The sequence below is a fragment of the Paraflavitalea sp. genome (genome assembly GCF_059502485.1).
The window spans coordinates 57,444-83,155 of the sequence record NZ_JCACET010000004.1 but is presented as its reverse complement, the minus strand read 5'-3'; the positions used below and the strand labels follow the sequence as shown (position 1 = coordinate 83,155).

The window sequence follows — 25,712 nt, the reverse complement described above, 5'->3', positions numbered from 1 at the left end:
AAAATGTATTACTCAAAATTCGCATTTTTGCCGTTACCCACCTATCCCCACTTCCGGTGAGTACCTACCCGGCAGGAAACCGCAAATGGACCACCGTTCCCTCACCCGGCTTACTGCTGATCTTCCACGTTCCCTTCATCTCGGCAGCACGCATCTCCATGTTACGCAGGCCATTACCCGATAATGACTGCGAAGCATACAACTCGATTTTCTCCATGTCAAACCCTGCCCCGTCATCCTTTACCGATAGCTCAATGTGGTGATGCTTCAGGCTTATGGATACCCATAGATTCTTACACTGCGAATACTTCAGCGCGTTATTAACGGCCTCTTTGAAGATCAGGTAAAAGTTCTTGCGGGGCGTCATCTCCAGGTTCACCTGCTTGATAGCAGGCTCCACATTAAAATGAAACACGATACCTTTAGAAGCCAGCAAGGGCCGGGCAAAAGATTCCATTCGCTGCAAGATCGTCTCCATGCTATCATGCCGTGGATTGATGGCCCATACAATATCATTCATTTCCGAGATCATCTCACCCGAAGTATCGCTGATCTTTTCCAGCGTTTGCTTCAGGTCACCCTGCCGCTCCTGCTCATTATAGATCTTGGCCACCTGGCTATATACAGAAATACTACTCAGCGTAGACCCCACATTGTCATGCAGGTCCTGCGCAATCTTATTCCGGATAGCCTGCTGCTTCAACAGCTGATCGATCCGGTACCGGTAGATAGTATAAATAATAAGACCGATCAGGAGAGCACATAACCCATAAAACCACCAGCGCTGCCAAAACGGAGGAATGATAGTAATATGAATGGTCGCCACCTTTTCATTCCAGATACCCGAATTATTCGCAGCCCGCACCTTCAATACATAATCCTTTGCCTCCAGGTTCGAGAATTCCTGCGAGGTACGGCTGCCAATATCGATCCAGCGTCCGTCCCGGCCTTCCAGCATATACGAATAACGTATATCCTGCCGGGCCGACAGATCAGGCGCAGCAAACTCCACGGTGAAATAATTCTGGTCATAAGCCAGTCTTATCTGGTCATTTTGCAACAACTCGTTGAAAGACTCATTGAAGATCTTGAAGTCGGTAAAAAACACTTGCGGCACCGAATGCTCTTCCTGTACACGCAAGGGATTAAATACAATGAAGTAGTTACGTCCGGCAGCATACATATTCCCATCACGATCACAGAAGAGTTCACCCCTCACGCCACCCGACTTCTCAATATCAGGTACCTGGAAAGAAATATAAGATTTGCGTAACGGGTCATACTTATGAACATCACCATTGCTGATCATCCACACATTACCCTTCTTATCGAGCTTCATACCCTCCAGCAGGTTATTCGAAGCGTTGATATGCGTAAAACGACGGGACTGCTGATTATAGGAATGAAGCCCGCCACCGTAAGTACTAACCCAGAAATTACCAGCAGCATCTTCCGTGAAATCATACACATTGTCACTGGCCATATCACCCGGTTTGGAAGAGCCGGAAAAATGATACTGCATGGTCAGAGAATCCTTTATTGACCGTACAGCCAGCCCATGCTTGGTCGTTGTAAGCCACAACCGGCCATCATTGGCTTTATACAATTTTCTGATCAGGTTATTGTCCTGTAAATTGAACCGTGTGATCACATTCTTCAGCGAATCACGACGCGATATCCATCTTTTCTCAACCAGGTCATAATAAGCCAGGAAGTGGCCATAAGGCGCTACCAGCAAAGCAGGATTTCCATCGATCGTATCCCGCACAATAGAAACCACCCTCGAGTCAATGATCTTGCCCATTACCTTGTCTTTCTCCGTATTGGGCAACAGCGTCACCTTGAAACTATATTCATCCAATACAAAAAGCGAGTAATCTGTACCTATATACATAGTGCCATCCACATCGCGAAAAAACCTTGTCACCTTCAAACGGTTACCCTTATAAAAAACCGGAACACAGGAAAACCGGTGTTCACCGGCACGCCTGATGTAAATACCCTCACTCGTGCCAATCCACAGATCATCACCTTGCTCATAAAAATCATAGATCACAATATTGCCTCCTGACTTACTATCAGCAGCAGGCAAGAAGATCTGTTGAAACTGTTGCTGGCTGGGCCGGTGAATACTGATACCCCTGTTCGTAGCTATCCATATAACTCCTTTCGAATCAGTATACAGCCCATTAATACAATCATCAGAAATGGTACCCTCCCTGGCTGGGTCATAACGATAATTATAAAATGTGCCAACCCTGGGATCATAAACATGCAAACCACCAAGCTTGCCCCCTATCCACAAACGCTCCTGCGCATCGCGGGTAAAACAGGATATCTCATCATTCTGAAACGAAAAAGGGTCAGTTGTTTTCTGCAACGTCACTTCCGATCCTTCAGCCAGCGAACGGCGATACAATACTTTATCCCAGGAACCAAACCATACATATTGCTCGTCGGCGTACACAGCAGTCACCACCTGATGAGGCAGCTTGGCATACAAGTCCCGGTAGCCATCGTCCATTTTAAATTGAAGATTCCGGGGATCAACTTTCAACATACCACCGCCCATTCTTCCCGCCCAGATCGTACCTCGGCTATCCAGCGTCATATCCATTATACCACCGCGCAACAACGGAGGATCAAACCTTTCAGTAAACCGGTTAAACCGTAAAACAGCCATGCTGCTGGTGCCCAGCCACAAATAACCGGCCTTGTCAAACAACAATGAAGTGATCGTATTTTCAGGAATTGAATTGCTGTCACCGGTCTTATGCCGGAACTGTTTGAACTGCTTGTCGGGCGACAACCTGTAATCATAACGGCTCAACCCGCCATCAGCTGTGGCGATCCATAACACACCATTTTCATCCTCAAGAATGTCATTGATGATATTACCCGAAATAGTAGAAGAATTACCGGCCTCATACCGGAAGATCATAAAATTACGTCCGTCATAACGATTCAGTCCGTCATTAGTACCAAACCACATAAAACCACGGTGGTCCCGGATAATACAGTTGACCTTATTGCTCGACAGGCCATTCTGCATCGTAAGCCTGTCAAAATATAACGAAGGCGACTGAGCAGACAAGGCAGACCAGCAGGACAATAAAAAGAGCAGTAATAAAAACTTTCGGCACATAAACTGCATAATTGGAACAGCGGAGTCAACACCTTAAAAATACAGAAGTCCGGCCAAACCGGGATAGCCCCGTAAAAAGCAAAAATACCGCCGGATGCTGTTGACATGCCGGCGGCTCGATATAACCCCTACCTGAAAAGACAAAGCTTAATAGCTTAAATATTATTTACTTCTTAACCGGTTCATCATAAAGGAAGTTGTCCAAAACCATCAGGTCGGCAGCACCACCATCACTAACATCCTTGCCAGCCGACAAAGGTCCCTGATGACTTACCCGAACAGACGTCACTTTTTCATCTTTAAAATAAACACCGAGGAAAGAGAAACTACTTTCATTGGAATGAGCAGGAACGAAAAATTTACCGAGACTTCTGGAGCCATTGAAAAACTCCAGTGAAGTGGAATTAGCCGCATCCACATCAGAGAACACAATACCAAACCCTTTGACTGTAGCAGCCTCCCGCTTACCCGGCACTTCAGGTTCAATCACCCACAGATTAGCACTTACATTGGCAAAAGTCTTATCACCACTGAAAGCAGCAAACTCACCACCAGTAGTATTATTCACCTCAATAAAGTTGGTAGCGCTCACCCTGAACTCGCCGGTACCTGGCTCGTACGTAAGGCCCCGCTGGCGGCTGGCCGGTACGCCCTCTCCGGTAGTATTGAAAAAATCATTAGGCATAGTCTTACCTATCAGGTCATCAGGAACAGCATCCCAGTTGATCTCACGGTAGCCACCTACAGCGCCAGGTGTAGTATTAAGCTGTCCGCCCAAAACACTGCGAAACTTATCCACCTTCGACTGGATATCGCCCGAACCACTTACGATGATTACCTGCTCATCATCCTTATCCTTGTCACAGGCAGACAATGAAAAGCCGACCAACAACACGGCAGCCAGCCACCTGCCCGATTTAATAAATAAATACCCTTTGTTTTTCATGTTGCTATCATTAGTTTTTGAAGGGTACAAATGTCCGTCGCAACACAGCCATTTACAATCCCCATACAAGGGAAACGGCATCCCCACATGTGGGGATACCGCTTTAAAAAAGGAAGTCCCTCCGCAAAAACGGAGGGACCATTCCACAGGGCTAACCTTCAAAACCTACGCACATCATTAATATAGTTCCAAACTATTGATCCTAATGCCTTTCTACTTATAACTTGTTGCCTTTATGCCTTGTTGCCTCGATGCCTTTCATTAATTCTTAGCCACCGGCTCCGAATAAAAGAAGTCATCCATCACCACTAAGTCCTTCGTTCCGCCGGCAGATATATCCTTGGCGCCAGCCGCCAACACACCATTACCACTCACGATCCTTACAGCAGTGACCTTATCATCCGGGAAGAAAACACCCAGGAAAGAAAAACCATTCGCATCAGTACGCACAGGCGCTTTGAACTTACCCAGACTTTTACTACCACTGAAAAACTCCAGCGAAGTACTATTGGCATCATCCACATCGGAGAATATCACGCCAAAACCCTTTACAAACGCATCTGTATTAGTACCGGCCACTTTAAAAAACACATCATTAGTAGTACCATTGGCATGCGCAAAAAGTCGTTTACCGCTGAAAGGCTTGAACTCATTGGCATAAGAAGCATCGATCTCTGCATAATTAGTACTATCTACACGCAACACGACACTGGTAGCATATTCAAGACCACGCTTGCGGCCGGCAGGTCCACCAGCATCCTTATTATTGAAGAAATCAAAAGGGAAAGTATTGTTATTCGTATTGGCAGCAGGAACGCCATCCCAGTTGATCTCCCGGCGGCCGCCAGTTTGGCCCGGAGTGGCATTTAATGGATCGCCCAACAGCGTCCTGAACTGCGTAAGAGCAGCAGTCAGATCACCCGATGCACTTACCACGGTACTCTTGGGAGCAGGAGGAGGGGGAGCAGGATGATCATTATAATCGTCATCATCCTTACTGCAACTGGCCACGAATACAGTAGCCGCTAATAACATTCCGGAAAAAAATCGTACTTGCTTCATAATTGAAAGTTTAACCTTGTTGATAATTGATTAATAGGAATTGTCTCAATGACAATGCAAAAATGCATTGCACAAGAAGCCTGTACAATCGCCGAAGATGTGCGATATGTTACTGAAAGTGGGGAGAGTAGAAAAGTACTATTGGATACTATTATCGAAGCAAATGCATTGCCGATTGTCGACTGCCGATTGCCGGTTATTACTTACTAAGAGATTTCCATGCTTCAATAATCTCCTCAGCATGTTGCTTATTCTTGGGACGAAGGAATATTTTACGGATGATGCCCTTCTCATCCAATACGAAAGTAGTGCGCAGAATGCCCATATACTTACGGCCATACAATTGCTTCTCATCCCAAACACCATACTTATCGATGATCTTGTGTTCAGGATCGGCCAGTAAAGTAAAAGGGAGATTATACTTAGCCTCAAACTTCTTATGTTTCTTTTCTTCATCGGGGCTCACACCCAGCACCTCAAAACCCGCCTGCTTCAACAGCCCGTAATTATCACGCAGGTTACATGCCTGCACCGTACAGGTAGGCGTATCATCCTCAGGATAAAAATACAAGACAACCTTTTTGCCTTTCAAGTCAGCCAATGAAATAGCCTTCCCATTCTGATCCTTGCCCTTGAATGCGGGCGCCTTATCCCCTACCTGTAATGTAACCATTAATTGAAAAATTAGACAATTGAAAATGTTCTATCCATCAAAAAGCTATTAGTCATTGGCTGTTAGCCTTTAGCTAATACCTAATAGCTAAATGCTAACACCTATCGCGTAAACCGGATCGCCTTCTCCACTTTATTCCCTGCCTCGTCCTCCGCCCTGATCACCAACTCATGCGGGCCCGCCAGGCACTTTTCATCAAACCGGTAAATAAAAGAACGCCCCTTATCATTAGTAAACCGGAGCCATTTACCATCCAGCAACGTACGCACATTCTTCACCTGGCCCATATTATCCGTCACCGAAAAAACAATGCGGCTGGCCTTACTAAGATTGGCCCCATCAGTCAGGCCGGGCGTATTGATCTGCGGAGGCACATCATCCGTCACCAGCCGGAAAGAACCAAAATCCCGGAACCGGGCAGAAGCCCAGCCATTTTTCCATTCCACCCTTTGCACACCATTCCAGCTGCCACTGGTCCATTGCATTAAAGTATGCTGCTGCTCACTAACACTTAACGGACGGCTTGGTTGAATACGTACCAGGAACGCCTCCTGCAAAGGAATAGTAGAAGCGCCGATGGTATGTACATTGGATACACCCTGCGGATGCGTATTGGCACCCTCACTATGTCGTATATGTACCGAATCATACAAACAACGCTCACCGATATAAAACTCACAATGCTCCGACTCGAAACCATCCAGCATAAAAGGGTAGAACATTTTGGCATCATTGACAACCGGCGCCACGGGCGATCCGTTGTACTGCACCGAATAATCGAGCGTAGCCGTGTTTCCATAACCATCCTTTACCACAATATGCACCTTGTGCACTCCTCCGTCACTGATATCGATAGCCCCGTTCCCATTCACCTCCTTATAAATCGAATTGATATAACCGGGTGGATCACTTAAATGCTGCAACCAGGCGCCACCAGCCGATTTGGTGCGGTAATCGATATGAGCATTGAGATAGCGGGTATCATTATAACTGATGTTATCCATCCGGAAACCAGTCACTACCTGGTCGTCTACGTATAACAGCGCTTCATAAATACCATTCAGATTCGAAGAACCGGTATGCGTATCAAAAGCCGTAATGGCAAAACTTACCTTGGGCGAAGCAACCGAAAGCAAGCCAGGCGTCGTAGAGTAGTTATTACCATTGGCCTTTACAGGAATAAGGCGGGGCGATTGTTCGTATATACTCTTAGTCCGGTCATATACAGCCAACCGCAATATCCGGGGAGCAGTATTATCAGCAAGTGGAAAACCGAACAACATAGGGTTTACATTCACATCATCCGCCGTACGCCTGATTTCGAAATGCAGGTGCGGCGCCTGAGAGCCACCGGTATTGCCACTATAGGCCAGGAAGTCCCCTTTCTTTACGGGGAATTGGTCAGGCGTTAATTCGAGAAAAACATTCCACGATTCACGAGCATACTGTTGCTCCTTTACCCAGTTTTCCAATTTTGGGTTGAAGTCATTGAGGTGAGCGTACAATGTAGTAAAACCATTGGGGTGATTGATGTAAATGGCGCGGCCAAAACCACCCGGCTCGATCTTTACCCGGGATATATACCCATCTGCAGCTGCATACACAAGATGATTTTCGACCTTCAGCGTCTTCAGGTCAAGCCCCATGTGATAGTGATTAGGCCGCAACTCGCCAAAGTTGCCGCTGAGGTCCATGGGAAGCGCCAGGGGGTTACGGAAATAACCCTGCGGGTAACTCGTCGGAGGGAAAACCTGGGCCTGCAAACACAGCGAACAACACAACCATAAAACAAAAACCAATACACGCATCCTGTCTGATCATTTAATGAGTTAGTAGTAGAGCGCAAAACTACAACGAAACCGTCCAGAATCCGGAACACAACATCCCAAATCAGGAAATAGTCAGTTCACTGGAAATAGACTACCATCCACTCGTTTTGTTTACTACACATGAATAAAAAACGACTAATTGCATTAGAATTAAGTTAGTAAAAAGCCCTGTTTGAGCAGCCAATATTAAACTAATATTAAAAGTTCAACAAGCGGGTTACCCGGCACGGCAATGGGTATAAACATACAGGAGACAACCAATCGCTATAAGTATGTTAAGTTTCAAAAATACCCACTTAGTGGTATGGTTTTTTATGAACCTTGGAACAGCTTTTGGCGTATATAAATTGTCTAAGTATATAGGAAATGAAAGTATAAATCTACAACCTGTGTTTTATGAGTACGATACGTAACAGGACGGTGTTACTACTGGCATTAACGGTAGGGTCCATAGTCGGGATGTTTAAGGGAACAGAAGCAAAGCAGAAATGGGTATTTCGTATCAAGAGTCGTTTTGAGGAAAAGCGTCATCTGGCAGAAGAAAAGAAAATCGTTCGCCAGGGTGGTGTAGCATTGGACGATATCGAGATTGCTGCTTTTCATGCTAACTGATCACATTCAAATTAATTCCAACCAGCAAAATATAGCCTCTGCCGGTGGTAGAGGCTTTTTTTATGCCCATACTGGCCCCATCGCTGCTGATTGTTCATTTTTGCCAGCCTTGCAAAAAGGCTACTTGAATTGACCCTTATCCGGACCTTTTCCGGAGGTTATCCGGACCTTATCCGGACATTGTCCGGACTTAGCTTCCCAAGCCCTCCTCACCAGCCCCGTCCCCCATCCCCTCTTGATCAATGCCAGGCCCATCTCTTCTATCACTTATCTCCCCCTTTCTTTCTCCTTCAAAAAACGTCAACTTTGCCATGAATTAAAAAATAATCCGCATTATTTCCTCCATCCCCTTACTTTTGCGCAATTTATCCCGCCAGTAAGACCGGGAATTTTTTCAAAAAAGATAAAAAACAGCGTAAAAGAAGATGCCCAAAGACACCTCGATCAAGTCAGTACTAATCATCGGTTCAGGACCCATTATCATCGGACAAGCTTGTGAATTTGACTATTCCGGCTCCCAGGCTGCCCGCAGCCTTCGGGAAGAAGGGATCAAAGTGATCCTTATCAACAGTAACCCCGCCACCATCATGACCGATCCTATGATGGCCGATAAAGTGTACCTGCTCCCCTTAACAGTAGAAAGTATTGAACAGATCCTGGAAGAAAACCAGATTGATGCCGTATTGCCTACCATGGGTGGACAAACAGCCCTCAACCTGGCCAAGGAAGCCGCAGAGCTTGGCGTTTGGGAGAAATACCACTGCCGCATGATCGGCGTGGACATTGCAGCCATCGATACCGCAGAAGACCGGGAGAAATTCCGCCAGCTCATGGTAAAGATCGGCATGGCCGTAGCTCCTTCCAGAGTAGCTAACTCCCTCCTCGAAGGAAAAGAGTTTGCCCAGGCCATCGGATTCCCCCTCGTAATTCGCCCTTCTTTTACCCTCGGCGGTACAGGCGGCGGGTTCGTACACGACAAGTCTGAACTCGAAGCAGCACTCGACAAAGGCCTTAAAGCCTCCCCCATCCATGAAGTATTGGTTGAGAAAGCCGTACTCGGATGGAAAGAATACGAACTGGAACTCCTGCGCGATAAGAACGACAACGTAACCATCATTTGTACGGTAGAGAATGTGGACCCGATGGGTGTACATACCGGCGACTCAATTACTGTAGCGCCCGCCATGACCCTGAGCGATACCGCCTTCCAGGAAATGCGCGACAAAGCCATCCTAATGATGCGCAGCCTCGGCAACTTCGCCGGCGGTTGCAACGTACAATTTGCCCTCGATCCCGCAACAGAAGACCTGATCGCTGTAGAGATCAACCCCCGCGTAAGCCGTTCTTCTGCCCTTGCCTCCAAAGCAACCGGTTACCCCATCGCCAAAATAGCGGCCAAACTGGCCATAGGATATAACCTGGATGAGCTGAAAAACCAGATCACCCAAACCACCTCCGCCTACTTTGAGCCCGCACTCGATTATGTGATTGTGAAAATGCCCCGTTGGAACTTCGACAAGTTCAAAGGAGCCAATGATACCCTCGGATTGCAGATGAAGAGTGTAGGCGAAGTAATGGCCATCGGAAGAAGCTTTACAGAAGCCATCCAGAAAGCCTGTCAAAGCCTCGAGAACAATGCTGTGGGCCTCGGTTATTACGGCCACAGCCGTATGCATGCCGAAGAATTGATCGAATACATCAAGACCCCGAAATGGGACCGCATCTTCCGTATTAAAGATGCCCTCATGCTGGGTGTATCCGTAGGCACTATTTCCAAAGCCACCGGTATCGACCGCTGGTTTGTGAACGAGATCCAGAAGATCGTGAACATGGAGAAGGAAATAGCCAAATACAAAATGGCTACCCTGCCGGAAGCCCTGCTGAAAGATGCCAAATTCCTCGGCTTTAGCGACCAACAGATCTCTTTGATCATGCAGGATGGCAACGACGAAGCTGTTTATGAGAAGAGAAAAGCCGCCGGCATCACCCGCGTATTCAAAATGGTAGACACCTGTAGCGCAGAGTTCGAGGCCAAAACCCCGTACTTCTATTCCACTTTCGAAACAGGTAACACCAACGAAAGCATACCAAGCAAGAAAAAGAAAGTAATAGTACTCGGCTCAGGCCCCAACCGTATCGGACAGGGTATCGAATTCGACTACTGCTGCGTACACGGCCTCCTCGCCCTCAAAGAATGCGGTTACGAAGCCATCATGATCAACTGTAACCCCGAGACCGTTTCCACCGACTTCGATATGGCCGACAAGCTCTACTTCGAACCGGTATTCTGGGAACACCTCTGGGAAATCATCGAACTGGAAAAACCAGAAGGCGTGATCGTACAGTTGGGTGGTCAAACAGCCCTCAAATTGGCAGAACGCCTGAACGAAAAAGGCATTAAGATCATCGGAACCTCCTTCGACAGCATGGACATTGCCGAAGATCGTGGCCGCTTCAGCGACCTGCTGAAAGAACTCAAAATACCTTACCCCGATTACGGTACAGCCTACGATGTAGACGAGGCAATAGAAGTAGCCAATAAAGTAGGCTATCCTGTACTCGTTCGTCCCAGCTACGTATTGGGTGGACAAAGAATGCGGATCGTGATCAACGACGATGAAGTAGAAAGCGCGGTAGTAAGCCTGTTGAAACACATCCCCGGCAATAAGATCCTCATCGACCACTTCCTCGATCGTTGTCAGGAAGCAGAGATCGATGCCATCTGCGACGGAGAAACCGTACACATCATGGGCCTCATGGAACACATCGAGCCCGCAGGTATCCACTCCGGTGATAGCAACGCCGTATTGCCCCAGTTCAACCTGTCGCCCCTGATTGTGGAAACAATGGAAGAGTACGCCAAGAAGATCGCTTTCGCCCTTAAGATCAAGGGACTCATCAACATACAATTTGCCATCAAGGATGGTAAAGTATATGTGATCGAAGCCAACCCGCGCGCTTCCCGTACCACACCATTCATCGCTAAAGCCTACCAGATACCATACCTCAACATCGCTACCAAAGTAATGCTCGGCGCACAAAAGCTCCGTGACCTGAAAGTGGTGAAACGCCTCAAAGGCTATGCGATCAAGGAACCCGTATTCAGCTTTGAAAAATTCCCCGGAGTTAACAAAGAGTTAGGTCCCGAAATGAAATCAACCGGCGAAGCCATCCGCTTCATTAAAGACCTGCGCGATCCTTACTTCCGCCAGTTGTATAAAGACAGAAGCATGTACCTGAGCAAATAAGCACAGGCATCTATAGAATGACGTAAGAGGATATCCCAAAAAGATATCCTCTTTTTTTATGTATTTTAACCAGAAACAGTATCTTACCTGAAACCAACAAACCCTTACAATGAAACGATTGTATATCACCCTCACCTGTTGCCTCGCACTCCTGCTTACAACCACCGCATTTGCTCAGGAATTTGAAGTACCCGAAAACGTAAAACTTGATACAAAGGACGACCATACTAAATATGAGCAGGATATTATCAAAGCAGCCAAATGGCTCGAATCCACTCCCATCAATAAAAAAGACGACAAACGCATCCAGGTAAACGCATTCGTTATGATGTGGCTAACTGGTAGCCCTACTGTAACAGTAAACGTAAGGCCACTGGTGATGAAGCTGTCCGACAAAAACCCAAACCTGATGTTGATTTTCATGGCTGGCTACGCACGTTGGGTGCTGGAAAATAACTATGACAAAGACGAACACAAAGGATACCTCGCCGGCGTCAAAAGCATGATCAATACCTACAACCTCGGTGGAGACGTAAAGAAAAACAAAGACCTCCAGAAAGCCATCGACGCCGACAAAGCGGGCACCCTCGATGCGTGGCTGAAAGAAAACTTCGATAAAAAATAACAACATATACTGCCAACAAAAAAAGGTGAGTCGTTTAAGAGCGACTCACCTTTTTTGTTGGAATGATTTTTATACAATGCTAACTTTAGACAAACTAATACTATGAATAAAGAAATACAATACATCATCACCAACCTGCAGGAAACCCTCGATGGAGAACCTTGGTTTGGCCGTTCCCTGTATAGCCTCTTCAAAGAAGTTGACCCCACCACAGTATTCGTCAATCCCGACGAAAAGGGTCATGCCCTTATTGAACTCTTATACCACATGATCACCTGGGCACAGTTTGTACAAAACAGCCTCGAAGGAACCCCTGAAAAAGAGGTCGCCTGGTTCGAGGTCAACGACTGGCGCGAGATAGACCCAGTTATCCATACCTGGAAAAATGGAGTGGCTGAATTCAAAGCCACCAATAAACGCATTATAGAGCTATTAAACCAAAAGGATGACACGATCCTTTCATCAACAGTAAGAGGACGTAAGTACAATGTAGGATATATGCTGCATGGATATATACAACACAACATCTACCACATTGGGCAGATAGCCTATGCAAAAAAGTTGTTGAATGGCGATGAATAACCCCTTAAGCTTCCACCATACCATGCCTGATGGCATACAACACCAACCCTACCCGCGTCTTCACCTTTAACTTATCAAACAGGGAATTACGGTAATCGTCCACCGTACGGGGGCTTACAAACATCTTAGCCGCGATGTCTTTGTAGGTGAGCTCCGAACAGACCCACTGAAGAAACTCTTTTTCCTTCTCGGTTAAAGAAACAGGCTCATCAGGCTGATCGATATCCTTATGCAGTCCACTGATGATCTTGCCGGAGATATATTCAGAAAGATAGAAGTTCTTTTCCATTACCGAATCCAGCGCCATCTTCAGTTCCTCAGGCTCCGTATTCTTCATAATATAGCCCTTGGCGCCTAACCGCAGCATGCGGATGATAGTACTTTCATCGCTCGACATAGATAAAGCCAGCACTTTAATGTGCGGGTGGTTCTTGAACAACCATTTTACGGTCTCATAACCATCCATACCCGGCATATTCACATCCAGCAAAAGAATGTCCGGAATAATATGCCTGCTGATCTTATCCTTTACATCCGAGCCATTATCAGCCTCAAATAATATAGTGTAATTCTCGAAGGTGCTGATCAACCTCGCCAATGCTTTACGCATCAGAGTATGATCATCTGCAACCGCTACCTGTATTTGTTTACCAACTGTCATGGGGAGAGTGCTTAACTTTCTTGAGGCAAAGATAATCGAATGGTAACAGTAGTTCCCTTCCCCAGCGTACTTTTCATATCCAGGTCAGCACCAATCAGCTTTGCCCTGTTGAAGATACTCTTTAATCCAACACCGGAGGAAGAAGACACTGAATTTCTCTTGGCTTCTACGTCAAAACCCACGCCATTATCCGCCAGGGTAAGAATAAATTTATCGTCCTCTGGGAAATCAAGGTTTACCATTACCTTACTGGCCTGGGAATGCTTTAGAATATTGTTCAACATTTCCTGGAACATCCGGAAAAGGAAGATCGACTTCTGGCCGTCAAAATGAAGCTCCGGACCTTCAACCCCAAAATCCACCTCCATCAGCCCGCTCTTGCGTACACTTTCCAGCTCAAACCGGATAGCTTCCACCAATCCTATTTGAGCGATCCGGTCACTATGCAAGCTTTTCGTCAGGTCCGATAGATCGATCGCCGCCTTATTCAATATCTGACGCGAATTAAGAATAGGCTCATACGCCTCATGCTCCTTATCGATAGGCAATATAGCCAGCGACAGCTTAACCACAGATAACACCTGACCAATATTGTCATGCAACTCCTGACCGATCATCTTGAAAGTTTCTTCCTGGATCTCCAGCTGAGAACGCAACACCTCCTGCTCATACTGGTCTTTCATTTTGGTCAGTTCCTTCTCATGACGATGCTGCCTGCGTTGGTATAAAAACACCATAGTGATAATAAAAATCACCACAGCGACAGCCAATATACCGCCGATAATAATGATAATAAAAAGATCCTGGCCCTGGTTATTCATGTGCTTATAGCTGTTAACGATACCCGTGAAGGCATGGAAGGACGGCAAATTACAAAATATAAATCCCCCGGTAATGACCGGTTAAAAATACTTACCTATAAAGATACCCTCCTGAGTCTGATGCCACACAAAAAAGCAGTAGTAAAGAACGTATACAGAAACACATTCATCACATCCAGGATCGTACTGATATTATTCATAATAGTACTTGAAGCAGAATACAAAAGCTTATACAACCCAAACAACGGGAAACTGCAAATGTAGAAGAACAACAATCCGGTACAGATCCAGAAAGCCGGCACCCGCAACAAGCTCGCAGAAGAGGGGTAATGAAACAACTCGTAAAAATAATAGATACACACCCCCACTATAAGCAAACAGCCCACAGAATAAGATATAGAAGGAAATACATTAACCTCAAAAATGAAAATACTCAACAACGCCAGAATAGTATAAATAAAGACCATAGAGAGAATGGCCTTTTTAGCCTTCGCCGTTCGAATGACACAATACAGCATATAGAGATAAAACACAAACTCGAAAGCAATAAAAAGAAAATACATCAAACTAGTATCTATCTCTTTCCCTCTTAGGATCCAGCCTATGATCTATATAGTTACTGTAATAACAAGAAAAGGAGGAAAAAGCTTCAGATACAGCGGTATGCCCCTTCGGAAGTAAAGCGTAAGCGAAAACATCAGGCAGATGAATTCAAAATATACAGTTACGGGAAAGTTCATGGCACCTCAATATAGCATATTTCACCACCCCCTTAAAAAGAAAAACCTCCGGTGGGGAATACCGGAGGCTCTTCTTTTATAATATGTCGATTAAAGAATCGTCAAACCTTTAGGACCACGGTCAACAATGGTTACACCAATGCCGCCCCAGTCATCGCCACTTGGGCTGTCAGGACTGCCGGAAGGCTTGCTGGTACCACCGCCATTGTTACAAGTGGGAGGACAAATAGTACCCACGTTATAAGCCAGGATCTGGCCGGGGTTAACATACAGGTCCTTGTTGGCAATACCTGCGTCGGTGTCCTTGCTACGCGTAGCAACCATTACAATAGTCTGGCGGCTGCTGTATTCAGGCTTTTTATCGAAATTCTCGGGATAAGCGCCAAAATACATTCTCACACCGTCACCACCATGAGTCTTTATCTTTTCAATGAACGCTTCCAGATCTTCTACACTATACCATACACTCAGGGAATCTTCCTTACCAATATGCTCTGAATTGTGTACCCATCTTTCTCTCTTGTAATTCCGGATTACGGTGTCTACATGGTTTGTGTCAACAAAGCGACCAACCTTTAAGGATTTTTTTTCAATAGTAGTCATTGCTTGGGGGATTTAAACATGAATGATTTTGATAACGATGTAAAATTAATCAGCCACGACGGAGTTCTTCGGCTACAAGAGGGTATTAGCCAAATAATTACAAATTAGTATTATTCGTAAATTGAAGTAATTCAAGGAGTCACGTGAAAAACATCGGCAAAAAACCGTTAAACAGGCAGACATAAAACCGTCAAATCCCGGGATACCGACCCCGTAAAAAAACGGGGTTGCCACCCCCGCTATTCAACTGCCCAAAATCCCGTCATTAATAAAAAGCCGATTGTATGGGTAGATTAATTATTTGTCTGAAATTAGATACTGGAGAGTTGCTATCATCCCGTTTTTCAAAATCCAATACTCCTGTGAAAGCCAGCCGACAGATTTCCTCAAGGCATTTGTTACGACAATAACTTGAGGAAATTTTATTCTGATCTTCCCAACCTGACTCTAAAGCACCGCAACTACCATATTTTCCATTACCATTATTACCTTATCCTCTTTTTTCGCCTGGGCGGTGGAAGTGGTGCTTTTTTCTTCTCCTCATCTCAATACCAGTAAGGCAATAATGCCCTTTTTCTAAACAGAGTTTAGCTTTATTTAGTATGCGTTCGCCCGGATTATTTGACTGGAAAGAAGCCCCTTTTTTACGATTTATTCCCCCCTTTACAATAGGTATTCTAATTCAATGGTATAGCGACCTGTCTCCCGCCATCAACTGGTCCCTCGCTGTAGGCTGTATAGTTGGCCTGGCGCAGCTTTCCCGCCTTTCCATACCACTGCAATTCAGATACCGCTACCTCTTTGGAATACTCCTGAATGGACTATTATTAGCAGCAGGATTATTACTAACCTTATACAAAGATATAAGGCACCAATCGCAATGGTTCACCCATCATTACACAGCAGGAGATACCCTGGTTGCAACCATCGAAGAACCCCTCACAGAAAAAGCAAAAACATACAGCACTACAGCCACTATAAAAGCCATCATAAAAGATGGCAAACAACATGTATTAAAAGGCAGGCTGTTGCTATACCTAAAAAAGGAAAAACTATCCGCCGGATTGAACTACGGAGATCAACTAATCTTTGTTAAACCACCTTCACCCATTAGCAACATCAGCAGTAAAACTGGCTTCAACTATGCCCAATATTGCGCATACAAAGGCATGTACCACCAGATATATTTATGTGAAAAGGAATACACAGTTGCAGAAAAAAAGCAGATTAACCCCGTAAAAAAAGTACTGTTCTATACCCGTAAAAAAGTGCTCGATATCATCCGGGAAAACATCCCTGACAAAAAGCAAGCCGGATTAGCAGAAGCTATCCTAATTGGTTATAGAAATGACCTCGACAAGCAGCTTTTACAATCTTATATCAACACTGGCGTCGTACATGTGATTGCAGTTTCAGGGTTACACCTCGGTATAATATACGGTCTCCTCCTTTTATTATTCAATCGGGTCCACAAAAGATGGATGCAACGGTGGACTAAACCCATTATCCTTATAGTTGCCCTATGGCTATTCGCATTACTGACCGGGGCATCCCCATCCGTCTTGCGTTCAGCTATCATGTTTACCTGCCTCATTATTGGCAACCAGCTGCCACACCCCTCCTCCGTATACAATTCATTAGCAGCATCGGCGTTTCTCTTGTTATGTTATGATCCCTGGCTTTGCTGGGATGTAGGCTTTCAGCTTTCCTATGCTGCCGTTCTCAGCATCCTGGTATTCATGAAGCCCCTATACAACAGCATCTATGTTCGCAATAAGTACCTTGACCAGGGATGGAAACTGATAGCCATTACCATCGCCGCACAAATACTTACCCTGCCAGTCAGTATCTACCACTTTCATCAATTCCCCAACCTCTTTCTCATCACCAACCTGCTGGCAGTCCCGCTTTCAAGCATTATACTGATTGGTGAACTTGTGTTGTGTGCTGTGTCCTTTATCCCCTTTGCAGCAAAAGCCATCGGCTGGCTACTCACCTGGTTCATCAACCTGTTGAACAGTTTTATAGAAGCAGTCACCCGGATACCCTACAATACAACCAACGATATACAGCTCAACCTGCCACAGGCCATATTATTATATATTATCATCGGAGGATTCGCCAGCTGGCTATTACACAAAAGAAATACTGCCCTCATTACAGCATTGGGCGCCATTTGGCTATTCCTGCTCACCGGCATAGCTGTCCAATGGCAGATTGTCAATATTTAGGTCTCAAACATATTTATATAAAACTGATAAACAATAAAATACACAACCAAGGTGCCTCCTGACGGGCAGAGACGCTTTTGTTTTGAGCCGGCATTAAGTTACCTTTGCGCCTCTCAAAACATTTACCTGGCCATTTTGTAGTAGAGAACCACTCCCACTACAAAACCCGCTTAGAAAATTTAAGTTGTATGACAAAAAAGATACAGTCTGCCCTCATTTCAGTTTTTTACAAAGATGGATTGGAACCCGTAGTACAGCAGCTGCACAAGCAGGGCATTACTATATACTCTACCGGCGGCACCCAAAGCTTTATTGAAAAGCTCGGTATTCCTGTAGTACCAGTAGAAAACCTCACCACATACCCTTCCATCCTGGGCGGACGGGTTAAAACACTTCACCCTTCAGTATTTGGAGGTATCCTCGGACGTCGCGACAATGAAACCGACCTGCAGGAAATGAAGCAATACAACATTCCTGAGCTGGACCTCGTAATCGTAGACCTTTATCCCTTCGAAGAAACAGTGGCCAGCACCAGCGAAGAAAAGCTGATCATTGAAAAGATCGACATTGGCGGCCCATCCATGATTCGCGCAGCCGCTAAAAACTTCAGAGACCTGGTCGTTATCGCCGCTAAAAGCGAATATGCACACCTCGAACAACTGCTGAAAGACCAGCAAGGCACCACCACCATCGAACAGCGCAGAGCCTTTGCAGCCAAAGCATTTGAGATCGTGGCCCACTATGATGTGGCCATTGCCAAATACTTCAACCCCGAAAACGCATTATATTTCGTAGAGTCCATTCCCAATCCCAAAACAATGCGCTACGGTGAAAACCCTCACCAAACAGGCGTATTCTATGGCAACCTCGAACAACTGTTCGATCAGCTCAACGGAAAAGAACTCTCCTACAATAACCTTGTAGACGTAGATGCAGCAGTACAGCTCATCAGTGAATTTGAAGGCGGTGGCAATCCCACTTTCGCTATTATCAAACACACCAACGTGTGCGGCATCGCTTCCCGCGGCACCGTGAAAGAAACCTGGGATGCTGCATTGGCAGGAGACCCTGAGAGCGCTTTCGGCGGCGTATTGGTATGCAACGGTACGATCGACAAAGCAACAGCAGAAGCCATCAACGAGATCTTCTTTGAAGTATTGATCGCCCCATCATACAATGAAGATGCCCTGACCATCCTGAAGTCAAAGAAAAACCGCATCCTGCTGCAACAGAAAGCACCCTTCACCAAAGCAGAAGAATACAAATCAGTACTCAATGGCGTATTAGTACAAGGCGCCGACAAAGGCAACTATGTAGAATGGAAAGAAGTGGGCGGCCGTGATACTACAGCCACAGAAAAAGACGACCTGGCCTTTGCCAACCTGGTGTGCAAGCACCTTAAATCAAATGCCATTGCGCTGGTAAAGAACAAACAACTCATCGGAAAAGGATGCGGACAAACCAGCCGTATCGACTCCTTACGCCAGGCCATTGAAAAAGCCAACCAATTTAAATTCGATCTCAACGGAGCAGTACTGGCCAGCGATGCCTTCTTCCCTTTCAACGATTGCGTACAGATGAGCCACGCTGCAGGGATCGTAGCCTTTATACAACCCGGCGGTTCAGTGAGAGATAAAGACTCCATTGAATATTGCCAGCAAAACAAACTGGCCATGGTCATGACCGCCATGCGCCACTTCAAGCACTAAAGCCTGAATGACCGACCCAACCCATAAAACACCATTCCTACAACAAAAAGGCACCCGATTCAAGGCCCTGTTTGCGTTAGGAATGGTGTGCTTTTTTTGGGGCACTACGTGGATAGCCTCCAGGCAGGGCGTCAAACACATGCCAGCATTACAACTGGCCGGCATTCGCCAATCTATCGGAGGACTACTCTATGTGATCTTCTTCCTGGGAAAAGGGCGCACATTACCACGCGGCAAAGAATGGGGACCAATTATCATACTAAGCCTGTTGAACTTTGCATTAAGCAATGGCCTCTCTACATGGGGAGTGAAATATATATCAGCAGGCCTGGGATCGATCATAGCCGCTACATTTCCTTTATGGATTGTTATCATCAATATGTTTACGGTCCGTTCAGGCATACCAGGCAAGGCAGTCATGGGACTGCTACTGGGCTTTACAGGAGTATGCGTTATCTTCTATGAGCACCTCGCCGATTTCCTGCAACCCGAGTTTCGCTTCGGCATCCTCCTTTCCCTTGCTGCTTCATGGACATGGGCCTTCGGCACACTCTACACCAAGCAACAAGCCGCCGCCTTCAATCCCTACTTCAGCCTGGGCTTGCAAATGCTCATATCTGGCATCCTGACAAGCGTGATCGCGATAGCCAGCGGTCAAACAGTAGCCATTCAGGAAATCCCCTGGCAGTCATGGACCGCTATAGCCTACCTGGCCATCTTTGGCTCAGTCATTTCATTCATTGCTTACCTCTATGCTTTGCAAAACCTGCCCACACAACAGGTGTCTATCTATGCATACATCAATCCAATAGTAGCGGTAGTATTGGGATCACTGATCTTTGATGAAAAACTCACCGTATTCATCGTCGTAGGTGGGGCTATTACTTTATTAGGAGTACACCTGATCAATCAGGCCTATAGAAAAAACAAATAACCGGCTTCTCACACTTTCATCAATCCTGATAAGCATCCCAGTACACAGTCTCTCGCATGAACAACTCAAACATCTCCCGCCATCCGGCAAAACTCACATCAGTGCCGAGAATAGAATTATGCCAAATAGAGATCATCATACCATTCAGCTTACGTATCTGCTCATGATACCTGATCAACTCAGCGTAAGCCACTTGCGGAGAATCCTTTTGCTCATAAAAAGAATTGGCATCCATAAAACAAAACGGATAGATCAGTAGAGAAGTAGCTACTTCCTGCTGCAGATCATACCAGGCAAAAGAAGAACAAACAGAAGCACGGAAACCATTGATACTGCCATAACCCATAGAGAAATCCTTTTCAATACCCACCTTCATTAATTCACGATAGGTATCCGGCAACGTAAACCGTATATAGTGTTGACGACTGCGGATGATCTCCGTATCAGCCACCACCTCCAGCCATTCCCTTTCTTCCCGCAAAAGATCGACGTCATCACCACTTTGCCAGGAAGGATGAATGCCAGTTTTATAAGTGCGGGCATAATACTCAATGAGCTGTCGAAAGGGCTTTACCTCTGTAGGAGTATTTTTATCGTACCCTACTTGCTTGCGGGCTACCAGGAAAAAATAATAAGGCCGTAAACGGCAATACAGATGCAGCGCATCCAGCCATTCAAAACAATCATAAGGATCTTTCTTCACCCTGCGCAACACATCCAACCGGTCCTTTACTTCCGACCACCTGCCCTTCAGGATCGAGCGTGCAAAACCACCTGCCGTACGCACAAACCCTTTATGCAAATACGACCAGGCAATATCGATATCATAAGAAAGAATACACTTGAAGTTCTTCTTGCGAAACAGGATCCCGGGAAACTTTTGCGCCAGCACCTCCTTAAAATAAAGTAGCCAGTAATTCACCAATGGCTGGTCCAGGAAACCCTCCCGGAAAGCCAACGAATTTATATGTGCGTACCGGCCATATTCATCCTTCTCATGCGGCAGGTATTCTTCATACCGGCTGAGCAAATAAAAAGAAGCAGCGAAAATGTCAAAAGGAAGATCCCCGGTGGTGGCAAAAAAAGCAGTACGACCATTAACCTTGAAACAATGGATCGATTGAGGTTGAATACCACTTTCAAAAAGCAATCCGGTAGGCTGAATACACAAGCTCTCACCCTGTAAGGACTGAGAAGAATAGTTCAGTTTAGGGCCATTGAACTGCTCAAAAACAAGGCTTTCTGTTGTAATGGAGATAGGCGCTTCAAACAATTCCTTGCTGAAAAAGTCGACAATATATAGCAGTCGGGGAGAGATAGTATTGCAATAAAGCAGCATCCGTTGCACAAAATAAAAAAGTCAACCGATAAAGTTGACTTCCTGCTAAATAATATTGTCATTTTTTACTGGGAGGACCATGAAGCTCCTGCCATTGCTCATTGAAAGTTTTAGGGGCAAAATCCAGCGGCCCGCGGTGAGCGGTCCAACCCTTGAATGCCTTATTCACCATCCAGTTCTTCATCTTCTCATTCCCTTTATTCATCCACTTCCGGTTTAGACTGGCAATCTTCCAGGCCTTCCACGCCATCTTCTCTGCCCATCCGGCCGCCCCTTCTTCCACAGCTTCGTGCCTGTTCTCCAGCAATAACTCATGCAGGTTGATCTTGACAGCACAAACCTCCGTGCAATTACCACACAGAGAAGAAGCATAACTAAGATGCTTCCATTCATCTATCTTCTTAAGATGGGGAGTGATAACAGAACCAATCGGACCACTATAAGTAGTGCCATAAGCATGGCCACCAATATTCTTATAAACCGGGCAGGCGTTCAAGCAAGCGCCACAGCGAATACAGTAGAGGCTCTCCCTTGTCTTCTCGTTAGCAAGAATATTCGTACGCCCGTTATCCAGCAGGATCACATACATCTCCTCAGGGCCATCCGTTTCACCGGGCTGCCGTGGGCCGCTCACGATGCTATTATATACAGTAACCTGCTGACCTGTACCATACGTGGCCAGCAAAGGCCAGAACAATCCAAGATCATTGATAGACGGAATGATCTTCTCGATCCCTACAATAGCAATATGCGTTTTGGGAAAAGCACAACTCAAACGGGCATTACCTTCATTCTCCGTAACCGCAATACCACCAATATCAGCAATGATAAAATTAGCGCCGGTAATACCGATCTCAGCCTCTACATACTTCGTGCGCAGCTTCTCTCTGGCTACCAGTGTCAACTGGCTGGGAGTAAGATTAGGCGCCGTGTGCAGCTTATTGTAAAACAACTTCGCAACGTCTTCCTTGCTCTTGTGCATGGCCGGAGTCACGATATGATAAGGAGGCTCGCCATCAAGCTGTTGAATATATTCACCCAGGTCAGTCTCCACACTTTCAATCCCCTTCTTTTCCAGGAAATCATTGAGATGGATCTCTTCCGTCACCATACTCTTGCTCTTCACGATCGTCTTACAGTTCTTCTCTTCACAGATTTTGGCAATCTCTTCCAGCGCCTGCTTAGCATCTTCAGCCCAGATCACCTTACCACCCCGCTTCATAAGATTAGCTTCAAACTCTTCCAGGTACACGTCCAGCATCTCGATCGCACGCCACTTTATATTCTTGGCACGCTCCCTCGCCAGGTGCACATTGGAGAACTGCTGCTTACCCAGCGGTACCGTAGCATTATACTTGCTGATGTTGAAATTCACCTTGCGCCGGTGCTCCAGGTCTGCTGCCTTTACCGTGCTTTTGGCCATGAAGGTTGAAACAATATCGCTCATGATGCCTGTTATGGAGTGAAAAACATGGTTACTCTGCCTGCTTCGCTACAAAATAATCTTTGGCTACCTGGTCCAAAGCCTGGTAAAAGTCTTCACCATATTTGCGAATGATAGGCTCCTTAAGGAATTGGTACACGGGTACCTTTAATTTCTTACCGAGGCTGCAAGCAGGCTTACACAGCACTTCCCTCGGCTCGTAATTCATCCGGTCGAAATCACCCTTGCGACCGTTCTTCTGTATAATGGGGAAAAAATGACAACTGATAGGCTTCTTCCAACCGATAATGCCATCATTATAAGCCTGTTCGAAGGCACACTTAATGACCCCTTTGGAATCGCGGAGACCATACACACAGATCTCATTATCATTACCCAGCGTAGGCGTTACCCAGCCAAACTCGCGGTGGTAAACATACTTACCCTTCCGCTCGATCTCTGCTATTGACTCCTTCGAAAGGTAGGGCTTCACCTTATCGTACAACTCTATCATCAGGTCCAGCTCGGCATCCTCCAGCGGCGCTCCCGCATCACCTTCCTCGCAGCACCCGCCTTTACACTTGACGAGATCACACACAAACTGCGCTTCCACCACCTCATTACTGATTAATACATTATCGACTGCTATCAAGAGAATTAGTTTTTACCGTACAAATTTACAACTAAATTACGAAGCAGGGCCACTCACACATTCTCCAAAGAACCATGCCCTTTCTTCCTCCTGAACACCTTATCATAAAAGTTTCTGCCTTTAACCAGCAACAAATGCTGCGAAGTGAGGTAATGGATCACTTTCTCTTCCAGCCAGTGGTGCAGCGGCAACAGCATGGCAATCAATATTATCTTGATCAACATCACCTTCCATGGCTCCCCGTGCGTCAGGTCATGGATCTTGTGATCAGCCAGCAGAATAATAAACTCGAACAGGAAAATAAAAGCAAAGAACCCAAGCACCTTGATGGTGGTCTTGGATACCCGGAAAATACCTGCCATCACCAGCAACAGGAAAATAACAGCAATAGCCACTACCATGCCCAAATACTGGATATTATGCTTGCGCGTCAATTCGATCTCCTTTTGCTTCGCCTCCCGCTCCTTCCGCTTGTTCTCATTATCGATCTCGAGCGATAACAGATCCTTTTCCTTGGCCAGCTTTTGCAAACTGTCCTTATACTCGTAATACAAATTCGTATAAACATGAGCATTCTTGAAATCACCCTTCCATTGATACAATGAATCAAGATTGCGGACAGCCTGTTGTTGAAGATCGATACTTCCTACCTCATCACCCACTTGTTTGGCCTTTTGCCAATATAAGATTGCATTATCATAATCACCACGCTTACGGAAATAAAATCCATAATTACCGTAAAAAAGATACTTATTGATCTTGGTAGCACGGGTCTCAAAACCAGGTTCCGCCAACTTAAAATAATAATTGGCCGAATCCAGTTTATCCAAAAAAGTGTACATCGTGCCGTATCCCTGGTAAAGGAAGAAATCCATTCCGCCACGAAGAATATAATCCTTTAACTCCTGGTGCGACTGGAAATAATCCAACCCCTTTTGATATTGATTACTAAACAGGTATAAGTTCACAATATTCAGGTAAGAATTCAACTTATATACCCCAAATTTTATACTGTCAGCAAGCGCAATAGCATTCTCATAATACTTCTCTGCCAGGTCATATTGCTTATCACTTCTATACAAAGTCCCAATACTGTTATAAGTTTCTACCAGATCATACTTCCGGTTATTAGCCCGTTGCAAAGCCACCTTTTTAAACTCAAAGTCTTTAGCCTTTTCATAATCATTGAGTGTAGTATAAAAAGTAGAAAGATTGGAATAAGCGTTGCGGAGCAGTGAATAATTTTTGCTTTCTTCTGCAATATCGAGCGCTGCGAGATAATTACGAAAGGCCAGTAGTTTCTCATTCTTCAGCAAATAAATAGTACCCAGCGACATGTACGATACAGCCTTTGCAGAATCATTATCACTATTAGCTGCCGTTGCAACGGCCAGGTTACTTGCATTCAATGCCTTGTCCATTTCACCCGTAACCCGGTATGCTCTTGATTGAGAAACGTAGGCTATAGCAGTATAATCATCCAAACCGCTGCTTTTAGCCAGCTCGAGCGCCTTGGTAGAAAACTCCAGCCCACGGCCCGCAGCCTCTTTGGTACCGGCAAAATCCAAATAACGGCGGGCATTATTGATGTAAGCCTTGACCATCAACTTCCGGTCACGGCTTACCTCAGCGATTTCCAGCATTTTATTGGCAAAACTATCCGACAGCTTGTTATTGATCCCCATGTAGTAAACAGCGAGCCCCGCCATGTTGCTGATCCTATCCTGATCATTGGTAGCCTGCGCCAGGCCACGTTTTAAACTATCCTCGAGGGGCATTTGCGCTGTGAGCGTAGCGCCGATACAAAGTCCCAGCAGTAACAGGAACACACTTTTCATGTACGTAGTTTTGGTTGTGTCAGATAAAGCGAAAAATAA

At 45.7% G+C, this 25,712-nt stretch carries 19 protein-coding genes; 7 read left to right on the top strand and 12 right to left on the bottom strand.

The window, feature by feature from the left end; translation table 11 throughout:
- Window positions 1-64: 64 nt before the first annotated feature.
- The 5 genes from AC5JBY_RS00380 to AC5JBY_RS00360 form a co-directional block, all read right to left on the bottom strand.
- Window positions 65-3,145 carry a sensor histidine kinase gene (locus AC5JBY_RS00380; protein WP_495902549.1) on the bottom strand — a complete coding sequence of 1,027 codons (3,081 nt, stop codon included), beginning with the start codon at window positions 3,143-3,145 and terminating at the stop codon, window positions 65-67.
- A gap of 166 nt (window positions 3,146-3,311) precedes the next feature.
- Window positions 3,312-4,091, bottom strand: a complete 780-nt coding sequence (locus AC5JBY_RS00375) for a hypothetical protein (protein WP_495902548.1) — start codon at window positions 4,089-4,091, stop codon at window positions 3,312-3,314.
- Window positions 4,092-4,352: 261 nt separating this feature from the next.
- Window positions 4,353-5,153, bottom strand: a complete 801-nt coding sequence (locus AC5JBY_RS00370; RefSeq protein WP_495902547.1) for a hypothetical protein — start codon at window positions 5,151-5,153, stop codon at window positions 4,353-4,355.
- Window positions 5,154-5,352: 199 nt separating this feature from the next.
- Window positions 5,353-5,826, bottom strand: a complete 474-nt coding sequence (bcp, locus tag AC5JBY_RS00365) for a thioredoxin-dependent thiol peroxidase (protein WP_495902546.1) — start codon at window positions 5,824-5,826, stop codon at window positions 5,353-5,355.
- A 101-nt stretch (window positions 5,827-5,927) separates the two neighbouring features.
- Window positions 5,928-7,634, bottom strand: coding sequence for a peptidoglycan DD-metalloendopeptidase family protein (locus AC5JBY_RS00360; protein ID WP_495902545.1), 1,707 nt, complete (start codon window positions 7,632-7,634; stop codon window positions 5,928-5,930).
- A gap of 417 nt (window positions 7,635-8,051) precedes the next feature.
- On the opposite strand from AC5JBY_RS00360, the gene AC5JBY_RS00355 reads away from it, so the two are divergent.
- The 4 genes from AC5JBY_RS00355 (at window position 8,052) to AC5JBY_RS00340 (ending at window position 12,722) form a co-directional block, all read left to right on the top strand.
- Entirely contained in the window at window positions 8,052-8,267 is a 216-nt protein-coding gene (locus AC5JBY_RS00355; protein ID WP_495902544.1) for a hypothetical protein, read from the top strand.
- A 425-nt stretch (window positions 8,268-8,692) separates the two neighbouring features.
- Window positions 8,693-11,515 carry a carbamoyl-phosphate synthase large subunit gene (gene carB, locus AC5JBY_RS00350; protein WP_495902543.1) on the top strand — a complete coding sequence of 941 codons (2,823 nt, stop codon included), beginning with the start codon at window positions 8,693-8,695 and terminating at the stop codon, window positions 11,513-11,515.
- Between the two features lie 109 nt (window positions 11,516-11,624).
- Entirely contained in the window at window positions 11,625-12,140 is a 516-nt protein-coding gene (locus tag AC5JBY_RS00345) for a hypothetical protein (RefSeq protein WP_495902542.1), read from the top strand.
- A 102-nt stretch (window positions 12,141-12,242) separates the two neighbouring features.
- A complete protein-coding gene (locus tag AC5JBY_RS00340) occupies window positions 12,243-12,722 on the top strand; it encodes a DinB family protein (protein WP_495902541.1) in 480 nt (159 codons plus the stop codon).
- A 4-nt stretch (window positions 12,723-12,726) separates the two neighbouring features.
- Here AC5JBY_RS00340 and AC5JBY_RS00335 read toward each other — a convergent pair whose 3' ends face one another.
- From AC5JBY_RS00335 to AC5JBY_RS00325, 3 genes are all read right to left on the bottom strand, one after another.
- Entirely contained in the window at window positions 12,727-13,383 is a 657-nt protein-coding gene (locus AC5JBY_RS00335) for a response regulator (protein WP_495902540.1), read from the bottom strand.
- Between the two features lie 11 nt (window positions 13,384-13,394).
- Window positions 13,395-14,204, bottom strand: coding sequence for a sensor histidine kinase (locus AC5JBY_RS00330; protein WP_495902539.1), 810 nt, complete (start codon window positions 14,202-14,204; stop codon window positions 13,395-13,397).
- 830 nt (window positions 14,205-15,034) lie between these two features.
- Window positions 15,035-15,547: a hypothetical protein gene (locus tag AC5JBY_RS00325; protein WP_495902538.1), complete on the bottom strand. Its 513-nt coding sequence runs from the start codon at window positions 15,545-15,547 to the stop codon at window positions 15,035-15,037.
- A 602-nt stretch (window positions 15,548-16,149) separates the two neighbouring features.
- On the opposite strand from AC5JBY_RS00325, the gene AC5JBY_RS00320 reads away from it, so the two are divergent.
- The 3 genes from AC5JBY_RS00320 (at window position 16,150) to AC5JBY_RS00310 (ending at window position 20,421) form a co-directional block, all read left to right on the top strand.
- Entirely contained in the window at window positions 16,150-17,778 is a 1,629-nt protein-coding gene (locus AC5JBY_RS00320; protein WP_495902537.1) for a ComEC/Rec2 family competence protein, read from the top strand.
- 188 nt (window positions 17,779-17,966) lie between these two features.
- On the top strand, window positions 17,967-19,487 hold the full coding sequence (purH, locus tag AC5JBY_RS00315; RefSeq protein ID WP_495902536.1) for a bifunctional phosphoribosylaminoimidazolecarboxamide formyltransferase/IMP cyclohydrolase: 1,521 nt from the start codon (window positions 17,967-17,969) through the stop codon (window positions 19,485-19,487).
- A gap of 7 nt (window positions 19,488-19,494) precedes the next feature.
- Window positions 19,495-20,421 carry a DMT family transporter gene (locus tag AC5JBY_RS00310; protein ID WP_495902535.1) on the top strand — a complete coding sequence of 309 codons (927 nt, stop codon included), beginning with the start codon at window positions 19,495-19,497 and terminating at the stop codon, window positions 20,419-20,421.
- A gap of 19 nt (window positions 20,422-20,440) precedes the next feature.
- Here AC5JBY_RS00310 and AC5JBY_RS00305 read toward each other — a convergent pair whose 3' ends face one another.
- From AC5JBY_RS00305 to AC5JBY_RS00290, 4 genes are read right to left on the bottom strand one after another with little or no spacing between them, the layout of a single operon-like run.
- Window positions 20,441-21,760 (bottom strand): polysaccharide deacetylase family protein, encoded by a 1,320-nt coding sequence (locus tag AC5JBY_RS00305; RefSeq protein ID WP_495902534.1) that lies wholly within the window; start codon window positions 21,758-21,760, stop codon window positions 20,441-20,443.
- Between the two features lie 58 nt (window positions 21,761-21,818).
- Window positions 21,819-23,207 (bottom strand): LutB/LldF family L-lactate oxidation iron-sulfur protein, encoded by a 1,389-nt coding sequence (locus tag AC5JBY_RS00300; protein WP_495902533.1) that lies wholly within the window; start codon window positions 23,205-23,207, stop codon window positions 21,819-21,821.
- A 28-nt stretch (window positions 23,208-23,235) separates the two neighbouring features.
- A complete protein-coding gene (locus AC5JBY_RS00295) occupies window positions 23,236-23,835 on the bottom strand; it encodes a DUF3109 family protein (protein ID WP_495902532.1) in 600 nt (199 codons plus the stop codon).
- A gap of 53 nt (window positions 23,836-23,888) precedes the next feature.
- Entirely contained in the window at window positions 23,889-25,673 is a 1,785-nt protein-coding gene (locus tag AC5JBY_RS00290) for a tetratricopeptide repeat protein (protein ID WP_495902531.1), read from the bottom strand.
- Window positions 25,674-25,712: the final 39 nt, after the last annotated feature.